Source organism: Agromyces sp. GXS1127 (assembly GCF_050565425.1).
In the GTDB taxonomy this organism is placed as follows: Bacteria; Actinomycetota; Actinomycetes; order Actinomycetales; family Microbacteriaceae; genus Agromyces.
On the sequence record NZ_JBOCIG010000010.1, the window covers coordinates 51,119 to 64,888 of the forward strand.

The following is a 13,770-nucleotide window of genomic DNA, read 5'->3' on the forward strand; positions in this document are numbered from 1 at the left end:
GGGCGTGAGCGCGCTCTCACGCTCCTCCCAGTGGGCGCGAGGGATCCTCACAAGAACGCATGATGGGCTGGGGCGTCCCCCGAAATGCCGACACGGAACCCCCACGCCTCGTGCCCAAGAACCTCTTCCTGCCTGCCCTCCGTCGATCCACCTACCGTTCTCCGGAACCCGACGCCGCACGCGACTTCGACCTGACGCAGCCTCCCGGCAGCGCCGACCCCGTCGGACGTCGCACCTCGGCGCCCGCCCTGCCCGAGGACGTGCCGTTCGCGGCGACCGACCCGGAGCAGGTGGAGGGCTCAAAGCCCGAGGCGTCCCGGTCGACGTTCACCCCGGCGACGCCCCACGACTCGACCGTGCCCGTTCCGGCCGAGCCGATCCGGGGCGAGCCGGCCGCCGCCCCTGCCGCGGCCGGTTCGGACGCCGCCGCCCGCACCGGCGGCGTCCGCACCCTCGGCGACGGCGCCCGGCTCCCGCGGCATCGTGCCGACCGGCGCGGCAACCGCCGTCCGTCGAGCGGCCGTCGGCCGTTGCTCGTGGCGTGCGCGGCGTTCCTCCTGGGCGGCGCCGTCGTCGGCGGAGCACTCGTCGACGGCGCCGAGCAGCAGGCGGTCGCCGACGCGTCGGCGAGGGACGCCGCGATCGAGGAGCTCGAGGCATCCGCCGCCGACCGCGACGTCGTGATCGCACCCGTGCCCGACGACCGCCCGGTGGTGACCACCGAGCTCTCGGCGGGCGAGGCGCCGTTCACCGGAGGCACGCAGGTGACCGTCGAGGGCCGCAACCTCGACGAGGTGGCCGAGGTCACCGTCGCCGGCACCCCGGCGGAGATCGTCGAGTCCGACGCCACGGCGATCACCTTCGCCGTGCCGGCGGTCGACGACGGCGTGCGCGGGGACGCCGAGGTGGTCCTCGCGGACGGCGACGGTTCCGAGGTCGACGTCGAGGTGCCCGTGGCCTCCGCCCCCGCGTCGATGACCACCTCGATCCAGGGCATCGTCGAGGCATCCGCCCCGCTCGAGGCCGACGAGGTCGACCGCACCCCGCTCGCGATCACCTACACCGACGATCCCGGCATCGAGGCGCAGGTCTCGTACGTGCTCGCGCACTGGTCGAGCTACAACACCGCGGAGTACGCGGTGCTGAGCGGCGTGGACTGCGCGAACTTCGCGAGCCAGTCGCTGATCGCCCGCGGCTGGACGATGGACGCCGCCTGGAACTACGACCGCGGCACCGGGCGGATGACGAGCGCGTGGTCGAGCTCAACCGCGCTCCGCGACTACCTCCGCACCCGGACCGATGTCGCCACCGAGCTCACCGACGCGCAGCGGGGCGAGGTGAAGGTCGGCGACATCGCCCAGTTCGACTGGGACGGCTCCGGCGATCGCGACCACACCGCCGTCGTGACCCGCGTCGAGCACACGGACGACGGCACGAGGGTGTGGGTCGGCGGGCACACCAAGGACGCGGATTACTGGGACGTGGACGTCGCGCTCGCCACCGGCGGCGGCTCGGTCTCGTATTTCTCCCTCGGCTGAGGCCGCGCGGTCGCAGGTTCCCAGCGAACTGTCAACCGGGTGACCGGAATCCCCAAGCTGGCGAAGTATCATCCAGATCGCATGCGCCGTCGCCGCCGGCACCCGCCCCGTCGCACGTCGCGGGCAGGGGGAGCGCCATGGGGGTCCGGATCGCACTCGACGCCGTCCTGTCGGCGCCATCGATCGTCGACGCCATGCGGGCCTCCGACGACCTGGCCTTCGAGGCCGGTCGCGACCCGGGCGCCCGGACCGTGCGGATCCTCGACGGCGTGCTCCGCGAGGGCGACGAGCTCGCCGCGATCGCGGCGACGCACGCGCTGGCCGGGATGCTCGACCACGAGGCCGCACGCGTCCTGGCCGGGCTGCTCTCCGACGACCGCGCGTTCCTCCGGGAGCACGCGGCGTGGGCGCTCGGCTCCGGCCTGCCGCGCTACGAGGCCGTCGGCCGGCTGCTCGGCATGGTCGTCGAGGGCGGGTTCGGCGGCATGCTCGCGCAGCGCACGCTCGAGCAGTGGTCGGGCTTCGCGCCGACCGAGATCGCGATCGGCGTCGAGGGCGCGCTGCTCGGGATCGACGACGCGTCGGCGCGCGCGCGTCTCGTCGAGACCCTCGGCCTCGTCCGGGACCCGGTCGCGACGGGTCCCCTGCTCCGGATCGGCTCGGACGGCGGCGAGACCTCCGACGCGAGGATCGCCGCCGTGTCGGCGCTCGGCGAGCGGCCCTCGGCCCGGCGGGTCGCTTCCGCGCTCGAGTCGCTCGCGCTCGGCGACGACCTCCTCGCCGAGGTCGCCCGACTGGCCCTCGTCGACCTCCGTCCGCCCCGACGACGGCAGCGGGGGACGCCGGGGCTGACCGTCGCCCAGCTCTTCCTCCACGCCGACATCGACCCAGGGCTCCGCGCGGCCGGCGCGGGCGACAACGGCGGCGTCGCGACACTGCTCGTGCGGCTCGGCGACGCGCTGGCCGGCGCGCCGGCCGCCGGGGTCGACCGCGTCCTCACGCTCTCGCGCGGGTCGGTGGGCCAGGCGCTCGACGACCTCCGGGCCGTCGAGGCGTCGCACGGCTCGGGCCACGAGTACGGACGGGTGCCCCTGCTGCACGACCCCGTGCCGTCCCCCGAGGCCTGGCCGCTGCGGGTGGCCGCGCGACGCGGCATCCGTCGCGTCCTCCGGGCGGCCGGCGGGGTCGACCTGCTGCACCTCCGGATGGCGGAGGTGGGCAGCCTCGCTGCCGCCGACGTCGCCCGCGAACTCGGCACGCCGTACGTCTTCTCGCTGGCCCCCGACCCGCATGCCGTCATCGAGTCGCTCGACCGGGCCGGTCGGCTCACCAGGGACGCGTTCGGCGGGGTCGACCGCCGGGAGCACTTCTGGTTCCGCGCCCGCCTCGTCCAGCGCCTCGCCGCCAACGCCGCGCACACCGTCCTGTTCCCACGTCCGCGACTCGAGGAGGACCTGCGCCGGCTCGTCGGCATCGACACGGAGGCCGACCCGGACCGGCGGACGGTCGTGCCGGAGGGCGTCGACGCCGAGGCGATCGACCGGGCGCTCGCCGAGGCGACGGCGCACCGCCGCGGGGACGGCACCGTGCCAGCCCTCGACGAGCTGCGCCGGCATGTGGCCGGGCTCGCCGCGGAGCGTCGCGGCCTGCCGCTCATCGTCAGCGTGGGCCGGTTGCACCGCGTCAAGGGCATGGCGACGCTCGTCGAGGCCTGGGCGGCCGGGCCGCTCGCGGAGCGGGCGAACCTGCTCGTCGTCGGCGGCGATCTCGACGCACCGTCGGACGACGAGCGCGAGCAGCTCGATCGCATCGACGCCGCCGTGCCACCCGCGGACCGCGCGCGGCGCGGACTCATCCTGCCGGGTCACCGGCCGAACGACGTCGTGGCACGGTGGCTCGCCGCCGCCCGCGTCGGCATGCCCGACCTCGTCGCCCCCGGCGGGGTCTACGCCTGCGCGAGCCTGAAGGAGGAGTTCGGCATCGCGCTCCTCGAGGCGATGGCGGCGGGCCTGTTCGTCGTCGCGCCCGACGGCGGCGGGCCGGCCACCTACATCGAGGACGGAGCGACCGGGATCCTCGCCGCCACCTCGGACGCCGACCGGCTCGCCGCCGCGATCGAGCGGGCGCTGGACGGCGCGACCGGCAGCGAGCACGACCCGGCGGGCGACGTCCGGGCGGAGCGCGCGCGGCGGATGGTGCATGAGCGGTTCACCGTGCAGCGCATGGCGGAGGCGCTCGGCGGCGTGTACCGCGCGGCCGCGCTCGACGAGGCCGACCTGCTGGCGCGCGCGGAGGGGAGCCGATGACCCTCCTCGTCGTGAGCCCGGACTACGCCTCGCACCTGCTGCCCCTGGCCACGCTCGCGACCGCGTGGCGGGATCGGGGCGAGCGCGTCGTCGTCGCCACCGGCCCGGCGACGGCGGCCATCGTCGAGGGCTTCGGCTTCGAGCGGCGGGACCTCCGCCTCGGGCGCGGCTCCAACCCCGGCGTGATCGCCGCCGGCGAGCAGCCGCCCGACGAGGGCGCATCGCTGCGCGGCTTCTTCCGCGCCACCGCCGAAGGCGCGCTTCCGACGCTCGCCTACCAGGCGGCCGAACGGCTGACCGACCTGATGTGGGATCCCCTCGGCCGAGCCCTGGCCACGCAGCGCATCGTCGCCGACCTCGCGCCGGACGAGGTCATCGTCGACCACCTCGCCTTCAGCGCGCGCATCGGGCTCCAGGCCGCGGGGACGCCCCACGGCGACGTCGTGCTCGGCCACCCGACCGCGCTGCCCGTCGGCGACGAGGTCTACGGGGTCCCGCCGGCGTGGCCCGCGGCGTTCCGGCCCGACCCGGCGGGGCTCGACGAGCTGCGCGCCACCTGCCTCGAGGTGGCACGACGCTTCACGGACGCGTGGAACCGGACCGCGGCCGAGCTCGACCCGGCTCACCGTCCCGTCTCCGACGCGTTCGCCGAGCACGGGCCGCTGGTGCTGTACAATCACCCGTCCGAGCTGGTCGACGACGCGCGGCGTCGGCGGCTTCCCCCGCACCGGTTCCTGGGCTCCGCCCGCCGCGACGAACCGCAGGACCCCGAGGTGGAGGCGTGGCTCGCGGACGGACGCCCCTTCGTGTACGTCAGCTTCGGCAGCTTCCTCTCCGTCCGCGACGACGTCCTCGCACGCGTCGCGGCCGCACTGCGGTGCAGGGGCCTCCGGGCCGCCGTCGCCACGGGATCGACGGATCCGGCGCGGCTGGGGCCCGTCCCCGGCGACTGGCTCGTGCGCGGGTACCTGCCGCAGGTCCGGCTGCTCGCGGATGCCTCGGCGGCCGTCACGCACGGCGGCAACAACTCGGTCACCGAGGCGATCGGCGCGGGCGTCCCGCTCCTCGTGCTGCCCTTCTCGACCGACCAGTTCGCGGGCGCGGCATCCATCGAGCGCGCCGGCTTCGGGGTCGCACGCGATCCCAACGCGGCATCCGTCGACGACCTCGCGGCCGCGCTCGACCGCGTGCTCGACCTCGACCCCGGCGCGCGGGCACGGCTCGACGCGGCGGCCGCGCAGCAGGCCGCCCGGCCCGGGCCGGAGATCGCATACGAGTCGCTCGCCGAGAGCGAGGAGTCGGCCGCCTGACGCGCCGGGTCAGCCCGCCGCGGCGAGCGCCGCGTCGACGATCCGCTTCGCCTCGGCCTGCACCTCGGCGAGGTGCTCCGGCCCCTCGAACGACTCGGCGTAGATCTTGTAGACGTCCTCCGTGCCGCTCGGCCGGGCCGCGAACCACGCGTGCTCGGTCGCGACCTTGACGCCGCCGATCGCGGCGCCGTTGCCGGGCGCCGCGGAGAGCTTCGCCACGATCGGCTCGCCCGCGAGCTCGGTGGCCGAGATGGCCTCGCCGTCGAGCCTGCCGAGCGCCGACTTCTGCGCAGCGGATGCCGCGGCATCCGTTCGCTGGTAGGCCGGAGCGCCGAAGCGCTGCACGAGCTCGGCGTACAGCTCGCTCGGCGACTTGCCCGTGACCGCGCGGATCTCGGAGGCCAGCAGGCAGAGCAGGATGCCGTCCTTGTCGGTCGTCCAGACCGTGCCGTCCGCGCGGAGGAACGACGCGCCCGCGCTCTCCTCGCCGCCGAACGCGACCGAGCCGTCGATCAGGCCGGGGACGAACCACTTGAAGCCGACCGGGACCTCCCACAGGCGGCGGCCGAGCGACTCGGCGACGCGGTCGATCATCGAGCTCGACACGAGGGTCTTGCCGATCGCGGCATCCGCCGGCCAGTCGGGCCGGTGCGTGAACAGGTACTCGATGGCGACCGCGAGGTAGTGGTTGGGGTTCATCAGGCCGCCGTCGGGCGTGACGATGCCGTGGCGGTCGGCGTCGGCGTCGTTGCCCGTGAGGATGTCGTAGCCCTCGCGGTTCGCGAGCACCGAGGCCATCGCGTTCGGGCTCGACGGATCCATGCGGATCTTGCCGTCCCAGTCGAGCGTCATGAACGACCAGCGCGTGTCGACCTTCTCGTTCACGACGGTGAGGTCGATGCCGTAGCGGTCGCGGATCGCGCCCCAGTAGCCGACCGACGCGCCGCCGAGCGGGTCGGCGCCGATCCTGATGCCGCTCGCCTTGATGGCATCGAAGTCGATGATGCTCGCGAGGTCCTCCACGTACCGGCCGCGGAAGTCGTAGGTCTCGACCGCGCTCGGCTCGGCCTGGTTCACGTCGCGGCAGCCGTCGGCGATGAGCTCGTTGGCGCGGTTCGCGATCCAGTTCGTGGCGTCGGAGTCGGCGGGGCCGCCGTGCGGCGGGTTGTACTTGAAGCCGCCGTCCTGCGGCGGGTTGTGGCTCGGCGTGATGACGATGCCGTCGGCCTCGCCCTCGGCGCGGCGCTCGGGGTCGTTGTTCCAGCTGAGGATGGCGTGGCTGAGCGCCGGCGTCGGCACGTAGTCGTCGAACTCGTCGGCGAGCACGCGTACGCCGTTCGCGACGAGCACGTCGAGGGCGGTCGTCTGCGCGGGGCCGCTCAGCGCGTGGGTGTCGGCGCCGATGAAGAGCGGCCCGGTGATGCCCTGACCCGCCCGGTACTCGACGATCGCCTGGGTGATCGCGAGGATGTGGTCCTCGTTGAACGCGGTGTCGAGGCTCGACCCCCGGTGGCCCGAGGTGCCGAACACGACGCGCTGCTCGGGGATCGAGGCATCCGGATGCAGGTCGTAGTACGCCCTGAGCAGGGCCTCGACGTCGATCAGGTCGGATTCGGTCGCCGGGGTTCCTGCTCGCTCGTGCATGTCCCCATCCTGCCGCTCGCATCCCGCCCGCGACACCCCCGCCCACCCCTCCCTTGATGCTTTTCTCAGGAGTTCTGCGCCGATCCGGGCCGTTTCTCAGGAGGACACGCCGCGGAATTCGGCGACACGCCGAAGATCTCCTGAGAACGGCATGGCACCGCCCGTCAGGCGAGGGCGCCGACGGCGGTCGCGAGCGAGTGGATGGCGAGGCCCGCCAGGGCGCCCACGACCGTGCCGTTGATGCGGATGTACTGCAGGTCGCGCCCGACCTGGAGCTCGAGCTTCTCGGTCGTCTCGGTCGGATCCCACCGCTCGACGGTCTCGGTGATCACGCCCGCGATCTCGTGGCGATACCGTCCGACGACGTAGGCCGCGGCATCCGTCACCCACACGTCGACCTTCGCGGCGAGCTCCTCGTCGGTCGCGAGTCGCGCGCCCACCTCCATGAGCGCCGAGCGCAGCCCGGCGCGCAGCTCGCTCGCCGGATCCTCGAGCGACGCCGCGAGCGAGACCTTCACCGAGTCCCACACCTCGCCCGCGAACTCGCGCAGCCGCGGGCTGTCGACGAGGTCGAGCTTCAGCCGCTCGACGCGTTCGATCGTCGCGGGGTCGTGCTGCAGGTCGTCCGCGACGTCGGCGAGCCAGCCGTCGATGGCGATGCGAAGCGGATGCCGCGGCTCCTCGCGCACGGACCGGGCGAATGCGAGCACCTCGCGGTAGGCGCGGTCGTCGACGAGCCCGCCGACGAAGCCGGGCACCCACCGCGGCAGCCGGGTCGAGACCATGCTCCCGAACGCCTCGGGGTGGGCGGCGAGCCACGACTCGGCCCGCTCGAGCACCGCGTCGACCGCCGCGCGCTGCTGGTCCGCGGCGACGAGCCGCGCCCCCACCCGGCCGATCGCCGGACCCCATTCGGGTTCGAGCAGGTGCCGCCGGGCGAGCTGCTCGATCACGTCGGCCACGTCGTCGTCGCCGAGCAGGGCGATCACGCCGCGTCCGGCGACGGATGCCTCGGCGGTGACCCGCTCGGCGTTCGCGGGTTCGCGCAGCCACTCGCCGAGCCGGCGCGCGACGCCCAGCGACCGCAGCTTGCCGGTCACGACGGCGTCCGAGAGGAACTCCTCCTCGACGAACGCGCCGAGCGTGGCGCCGATCTCGTCCTTCCGCCGCGGGATGATCGCCGTGTGCGGGATCGGCAGCCCGAGCGGGTGCCGGAACAGGGCCGTGACCGCGAACCAGTCCGCGATCGCCCCCACCATGGCGCCCTCGGCGGCGGCGCGCACGAACCCCATCCACGGCACCGTCTCCTGCAGCGGGAACGCGACCGCGAACACCGCCGCGGCCACGAGCAGCAGGCCGAGGGCGATCCGCTTCATCCGCCGCAGCGCGATGCGCCGCTCCTCGTCGGTCGGCATCGCGCGGCGCGCGGCCGCGGCATCCGTCGTCGTCATTCGCCCACCCATCCCTTTCTCAGGAGTGTTCGCCGCGAACCGCACCGTTCTCAGGACGCCACGCCGCTGCCTGCAGCGACCCGCCGGACAACTCCTGAGAAAAGTAGACCGCCCTAGGCTGAGGGCATGACGGATGCCGCGCTGCCACGCCCCGACGAGACGTACTCGTACCTGGGGCCGGCCGGCACGTTCACGGAGGCCGCGCTCAAGCAGGTGCCCGAGGCGGCGGGCAAGCACTGGCGGAGCGTCAACAACGTGGGGGAGGCGCTCGCCGACGTCGTCGAGGGGCGCTCGACCGCGGCGATGATCGCGATCGAGAACTCGGTCGACGGCGGCGTGTCGGCCACGCAGGACGCGCTCGCGACCGTCGCGGGCCTCCGCATCATCGGCGAGTACCTCGTGCCCGTGAACTTCGTGCTCGTCGCCCGGCCCGGCACCCGGCTCGACGAGGTGCGCGTCGTCAACGCCCACCCGGTCGCCTACGCGCAGTCCCGCGGCTGGCTCGAGCGGGAGCTGCCCGACCACGCCCACCTGCCGGCGACGAGCAACGTGCAGGCCGCGGCATCCCTCTTCGAGAACGGCCTGGCGGATGCCGCGGTCGCGCCGCCCGGCATCGTCGACCACCTCGACGTCGAGGTGCTGGCCGAGGCGATCGGCGACAACCCGAACGCGATGACGCGGTTCGTGCTCGTCAGCCGGTCGCGGCGCATCCCCGCGAGCACGGGGGCCGACAAGACGAGCGTCATCGTCGAGCTGCCCGACGACGAGCCGGGCTCCCTGCTGGCGATGCTCGAGCAGTTCTCGACCCGCGGCGTGAACATGTCGCTCCTGCAGTCGCGCCCGATCGGCGACGAGATGGGCCGCTACCGGTTCGTCATCGACCTCGACGGGCACGTCGAGGACGAGCGCGTGTACGACTCGCTCCTCGGCCTCCGCCGCTTCAGCCCGAAGGTCATCTTCCTCGGCTCGTACCCGCGCGCCGACCGGCGCGAGGTCGAGTACCACTCCAAGTACGACGACGAGATCTTCATCGAGGCGCGCGACTGGCTGCGCGGCATCCTGAGCGGCGAGCCCGAGGAGGACCGAGCGCCATGACCGAGCCGGCGCCGGAGCCGCGGTTCGATCCGCGGTTCGACCCGCGGTTCCAGCGCGGCTGGCAGGGGCGATCGACGGATGCCGCGGGCTCGCCGGGCGACGATGCTCCGACGGTCGGCGCGGCAGGTCCGGTTCCGGCGCGCGGCGGGCCGGCTCCCACGGCCCCGACCCGATCCGACGCGGCGTGGATGACGCGGCCGGTCGAGCCGACTCGTCCGGCGCAGCCGGCCGGTCGGAACGCCGTCTCACGTCCCGGTCCCGCCGATGCCGATGCCGACGCCGCCGACGCTGACCCGGACGCCGCCGCGGGCGCCGATCCGGACGCCCGGCCCGGCGCCGAGGGCGAGGCCGAACGCATCGTGCGCATCGCCTTCGCCATCGCCTGGGCGGTGGTCGGGCTCGCGCTGCTCGCCGGCCTCTGGGCGGTCTGGACGATCGCGGGCCAGGACCCGTTCGCCCCGACGCGGCAGGATCCGGACGAGGCTGCGCAGCGCGCGTTCGCGTACCTGGCCGGGCCGTCGCTGCTCGGCACCGCCGTGCTCGGCGTCGTGCTCCTCATCACGGTCGACGGGATCCGGCGGGCCGGGAGGGCGTCGACCCGGTCGACGCGCGGAGGAGGCGCGAGGTGATGAGCGACGTGCGCCGCGCGGTGCTCTCGCCGCACGTCCTCGCCCTCGTCGTGCTCGCGACGGCCGGGTTCGTGGTCCTCTCGGTCGGGACGTCGTGGATCGTGGAGGCGGACTCCGGCTTCGTGTTCGACGGCGCCGACCCCGAGGAGCAGCGCCGGTTCTACCTGATGTCCGTCCTTCCGCACCTGCTGGCCGGCGCCTGCGTGTCGGCGATCGTGGGCGGGCTCGTGGGCCTGCCGCTGCTCGTCGGCGCCCGGCTCACGGCGCTGCGACGGGCCGAAGCGCGGGCCGAGGCGCGGGCCGCAGGTCCGGCCGGTCGCGAGCCCGGGACGTCCTGAACCCGACTACCGGTCGGTGCGGTCCGTCCCCGTGCCCGTTCCGGCTGCGCCGGCCTCCGCCGCGGCGATCTCGGCGGTCGACAGCTCTCCCGTGACGGGCTGGGTCGCCGCGGCCTCCTCGGCGGCGGCCTCCGCCGCCTCGAGCTCCGCCTCGTCGAGCTCGGCCTCGAGCCCCTCGTCGGACGGCGGTTCGTCGGAGATCGGCTCCTCGTCGCCGCGCGCCGCCGCCGGTCCGCCGGCCGTTCCACCGCCGGATCCGACCCGGATCACGAGCGCCTTCGGGTCGATCGCGAAGCGCGCGGCCGTGATCTCGCCCATCTCCTCGCCGTCGATCTCGAACTCCTGCGGTTCGCCGTCGATCACGACGTCGACCGTGCCCCCGCTCGAGTAGACGACCTCGCGACGCTTGTTGCCGCCCGTCAGGTCGATGAGCTGGCGCCCGAGCGCCGACCTGCGGAGCACGCGGTTCTCCCACACGACCTTGCGCCACACCAGCATCCAGCCCCAGAAGTTGCGCGGCTGCAGGCGCACGACGTCGAGCCGGCCGTCGTCGACCTCGGCGTCGGGGATCAGCTCGATGTTGCCGGGCAGGTAGCCGAGGTTGGCGATGAGGATGCTCGACACCCGCGAGCGGTGCGTGCGCCCGTCGTCCATCCGGTGCGCGACCCGGAACGGCTCCGAGTTCGGGATGGCGCGCAGGCCCGCGTCGACGTAGGCGAGCCATCCGACCCGCTTCTTGAGGTCCGGATCGGTGTTGGCGATCATCGCCGCGTCGAGCCCGATGCCGCTCATCACGAGCGAGACCTCCGTCTCGGTCGTGCCGTCGGGCCGGCGGACCCGCGCCCGGAGCACGTCGACCGCGCGGTCGCGACCGGCGAACGCGAGCCGCACCGCGCCGGGGATGTCGTTGACCGGGATGCCGAGGTTCCGCGCGAAGAGGTTGCCCGTGCCGAGCGGCACGAGGCCGACCGGCGTCTTCGCGCCCTCGAGCCCCTCGGCGACCGCGCGCACGGTCCCGTCGCCGCCAGCGGCGACGACCAGGTCGACCCCGGCCTCGCGCGCCTCGCGCGCCTGCCCGGTGCCCGGGTCGTCCTCGGTGGTCTCGATCCACAGCGTCGGCCCGAAGCCGTGCTCTCGCTCGACGGCCTCGACAGCGGTGCGCAGGTGCTCGATCCCCTGCTTCACCGGATTGAAGATCACCGCTGCGCGCTTGTCGCCGCCCGCGGCATCCGTCGTCTGTTCGCCCCCGCCCATGGATCGAATCTAGGGCATCCGACCGGAAGGCGACCCCAGCGCCCCCGCTCCCGCCCGCGGGTCGCCCCGGAAGCCCCGGCTAGACTTGCTCGGGTGATCGACCCCGTGCTGCTCCGCGAGAACCCAGACCTGGTCAAGCGCTCGCAGGAGGCGCGCGGCGAGTCTCCCGCCCTCGTCGACGACGCCGTGGCCGCCGACGGTGCGCGCCGTGCCGCCATCACCGCGTTCGAGACGCTGCGAGCCGAGCAGAACGCGTTCGGCAAGCAGGTCGCGAAGGCCCCCAAGGAGGAGAAGGCCGCACTCGTCGCGCAGGCCCAGGAGCTCGCCGCCAAGGTCAAGCAGGCCAACGCCGACGCGTCGGCCGCCGAGGAGGCGTTCGCCGCCGCCGTGCAGCGCATCGGCAACGTCGTCGTCGAGGGCGTGCCCGCGGGTGGCGAGGAGGACTTCGAGATCCTCCGCGAGGTCGGCGAGATCCCCGCGTTCGGCTTCGAGCCGCGCGACCACCTCGAGATCGGCGAGCTGCTCGACGGCATCGACATGGCCCGCGGCGCGAAGGTGTCGGGCGCGCGCTTCCACTTCCTCAAGGGCGTCGGCGCGCGACTCCAGCTCGCGATCATGAACATGGGCCTCGACACGGCGATCGCCAACGGCTTCACGCCGCTCATCACGCCGACGCTCGTGCGGCCCGAGATCATGCAGGGCACGGGCTTCCTCGGCGCCCACGCCGAGGAGGTCTACCACCTGCCGGCCGACGACCTCTACCTCACGGGCACGAGCGAGGTCGCGCTCGCCGGCTACCACTCCGACGAGATCCTCGACCTGTCGGCCGGGCCGATCCGCTACGCGGGCTGGTCGACCTGCTACCGCCGCGAGGCCGGCAGCCACGGCAAGGACACGCGCGGCATCATCCGCGTGCACCAGTTCGACAAGCTCGAGATGTTCTCGTACGTCGACCCCGCCGACGCCGAGGAGGAGCACGAGCGGCTCCTCGCCTGGCAGGAGGAGATGCTCCAGGCGCTCGGCCTCGCCTACCGCGTGATCGACGTCGCCGCGGGCGACCTCGGCTCGAGCGCGGCGCGCAAGTTCGACGTCGAGGCGTGGGTGCCCACGCAGCAGGCGTACCGCGAACTCACGTCGACGTCGAACTGCACCACGTTCCAGGCCCGCCGCCTCGACATCCGCCACCGTACCGAGAGCGGGAGGACGGCGCCGGTCGCCACGTTGAACGGCACGCTCGCCACGACGCGCTGGATCGTCGCGATCCTCGAGACGCACCAGCAGGAGGACGGCTCGGTGGTCGTGCCCGAACGCCTGCGCGGCTACCTCGGCGGCCTCGAGGTGCTCCGCCCCGTCACGCGATGACCGTCGCGCCCGACGACCGCTGGTTCGTCGCCCTCGACGTCGACGGCACGATCATGCACGAGGACGAGTCGATCGATCCCGCGGTCGTCGAGGCCGTGGCATCCGCCGCCGATCGCGGCCACCTCGTGACGCTCGCCACCGGGCGATCGTGGTCCACGACCCGGCCGGTGCTCGAGCACCTCGGGCTCGAGCCCGACTACGTGGTCACCGCGAACGGCGCGATCACGATGCGCCGCGACCCGTCGTCGCCCGACGGCTGGACGCAGGCTCACGTCGAGACCTTCGACCCGACCGACGTGCTGCTGCGCATCCGCGACGAGCTCCCCGAGGGCCGGTTCCTCGTCGAGCTCGCCGACGGCTACCGGCTCTACACGCGGGGCATGTCCGACTGGAACCTCGAGCGTGCGCGCGAGGTCGAGTTCGAGGGCCTGTTCGGCCAGCCGGCGACGCGCGTGGTCGCCACGTCGGTCGACCACGACCTCGACGAGTTCTTCGACCTCGTCGAGCGGATGGGCCTGCACCACGTCAGCTACGCGATCGGGTGGACCGCGTGGCTCGACATCGCGCCCGACGGCGTGAACAAGGCCACGGCGCTCGAACGGGTGCGCGGATGGCTCGGGGTGCCGCTGCGTCGGGTGATCGCCGTCGGCGACGGGCGCAACGACATCGAGATGTTCCACTGGGCCGGCGCCGCCGGCCGTGCCGTCGCCATGGGCCAGGCGCCCGCCGAGGTCGCCGCGGCCGCCCGCGAGCGCACGGGCCCGATCGAGGAGGCGGGCCTCGCGCCCGTGCTCGACTCGCTGCCCTGAGCCGGCCGCCGCGGCCTGCTGGGCGACATCCGAC

General features: G+C 74.0%; 11 protein-coding genes. 8 read left to right on the plus strand and 3 right to left on the minus strand.

The features are described 5' to 3' along the window. Window positions 1-110 precede the first annotated feature (110 nt). The 3 genes from ACQ393_RS16510 (at window position 111) to ACQ393_RS16520 (ending at window position 5,154) form a co-directional block, all read left to right on the plus strand. Entirely contained in the window at window positions 111-1,538 is a 1,428-nt protein-coding gene (locus ACQ393_RS16510; RefSeq protein WP_430647952.1) for an amidase domain-containing protein, read from the plus strand. Between the two features lie 137 nt (window positions 1,539-1,675). After that, window positions 1,676-3,844, plus strand: coding sequence for a glycosyltransferase (locus tag ACQ393_RS16515; RefSeq protein WP_430647953.1), 2,169 nt, complete (start codon window positions 1,676-1,678; stop codon window positions 3,842-3,844). After that, window positions 3,841-5,154 carry a nucleotide disphospho-sugar-binding domain-containing protein gene (locus ACQ393_RS16520; RefSeq protein WP_430647954.1) on the plus strand — a complete coding sequence of 438 codons (1,314 nt, stop codon included), beginning with the start codon at window positions 3,841-3,843 and terminating at the stop codon, window positions 5,152-5,154. Before ACQ393_RS16515 ends, ACQ393_RS16520 begins: the two co-directional genes overlap by 4 nt. A 9-nt stretch (window positions 5,155-5,163) precedes the next feature. Here ACQ393_RS16520 and pgm read toward each other — a convergent pair whose 3' ends face one another. Together pgm and ACQ393_RS16530 are read right to left on the minus strand one after the other, a co-directional pair. After that, window positions 5,164-6,798 (minus strand): phosphoglucomutase (alpha-D-glucose-1,6-bisphosphate-dependent), encoded by a 1,635-nt coding sequence (gene pgm / locus ACQ393_RS16525; RefSeq protein ID WP_430647955.1) that lies wholly within the window; start codon window positions 6,796-6,798, stop codon window positions 5,164-5,166. Between the two features lie 164 nt (window positions 6,799-6,962). Next, window positions 6,963-8,249: a DUF445 domain-containing protein gene (locus tag ACQ393_RS16530; RefSeq protein WP_430647956.1), complete on the minus strand. Its 1,287-nt coding sequence runs from the start codon at window positions 8,247-8,249 to the stop codon at window positions 6,963-6,965. A 126-nt stretch (window positions 8,250-8,375) separates the two neighbouring features. Here ACQ393_RS16530 and pheA point away from each other — a divergent pair, with 126 nt between their 5' ends. The 3 genes from pheA to ACQ393_RS16545 are packed head-to-tail and all read left to right on the plus strand — an operon-like array spanning window position 8,376 to window position 10,311. Further along, window positions 8,376-9,344 (plus strand): prephenate dehydratase, encoded by a 969-nt coding sequence (gene pheA / locus ACQ393_RS16535; RefSeq protein WP_430647957.1) that lies wholly within the window; start codon window positions 8,376-8,378, stop codon window positions 9,342-9,344. Next, window positions 9,341-9,973 carry a hypothetical protein gene (locus ACQ393_RS16540; RefSeq protein WP_430647958.1) on the plus strand — a complete coding sequence of 211 codons (633 nt, stop codon included), beginning with the start codon at window positions 9,341-9,343 and terminating at the stop codon, window positions 9,971-9,973. Before pheA ends, ACQ393_RS16540 begins: the two co-directional genes overlap by 4 nt. Then, window positions 9,973-10,311, plus strand: coding sequence for a hypothetical protein (locus tag ACQ393_RS16545; RefSeq protein ID WP_430647959.1), 339 nt, complete (start codon window positions 9,973-9,975; stop codon window positions 10,309-10,311). The genes ACQ393_RS16540 and ACQ393_RS16545 overlap by 1 nt, the downstream gene beginning before the upstream one ends. Before the next feature lie 6 nt (window positions 10,312-10,317). Here ACQ393_RS16545 and ACQ393_RS16550 read toward each other — a convergent pair whose 3' ends face one another. Next, window positions 10,318-11,565 (minus strand): diacylglycerol/lipid kinase family protein, encoded by a 1,248-nt coding sequence (locus ACQ393_RS16550; RefSeq protein WP_430647960.1) that lies wholly within the window; start codon window positions 11,563-11,565, stop codon window positions 10,318-10,320. A gap of 93 nt (window positions 11,566-11,658) precedes the next feature. Here ACQ393_RS16550 and serS point away from each other — a divergent pair, with 93 nt between their 5' ends. Both serS and ACQ393_RS16560 read left to right on the plus strand, forming a co-directional pair. Continuing rightward, window positions 11,659-12,927, plus strand: a complete 1,269-nt coding sequence (gene serS, locus ACQ393_RS16555) for a serine--tRNA ligase (protein ID WP_430647961.1) — start codon at window positions 11,659-11,661, stop codon at window positions 12,925-12,927. Next, complete coding sequence (locus ACQ393_RS16560; protein WP_430647962.1) at window positions 12,924-13,736, plus strand: HAD family hydrolase; 813 nt, start codon at window positions 12,924-12,926, stop codon at window positions 13,734-13,736. Before serS ends, ACQ393_RS16560 begins: the two co-directional genes overlap by 4 nt. Window positions 13,737-13,770: the final 34 nt, after the last annotated feature.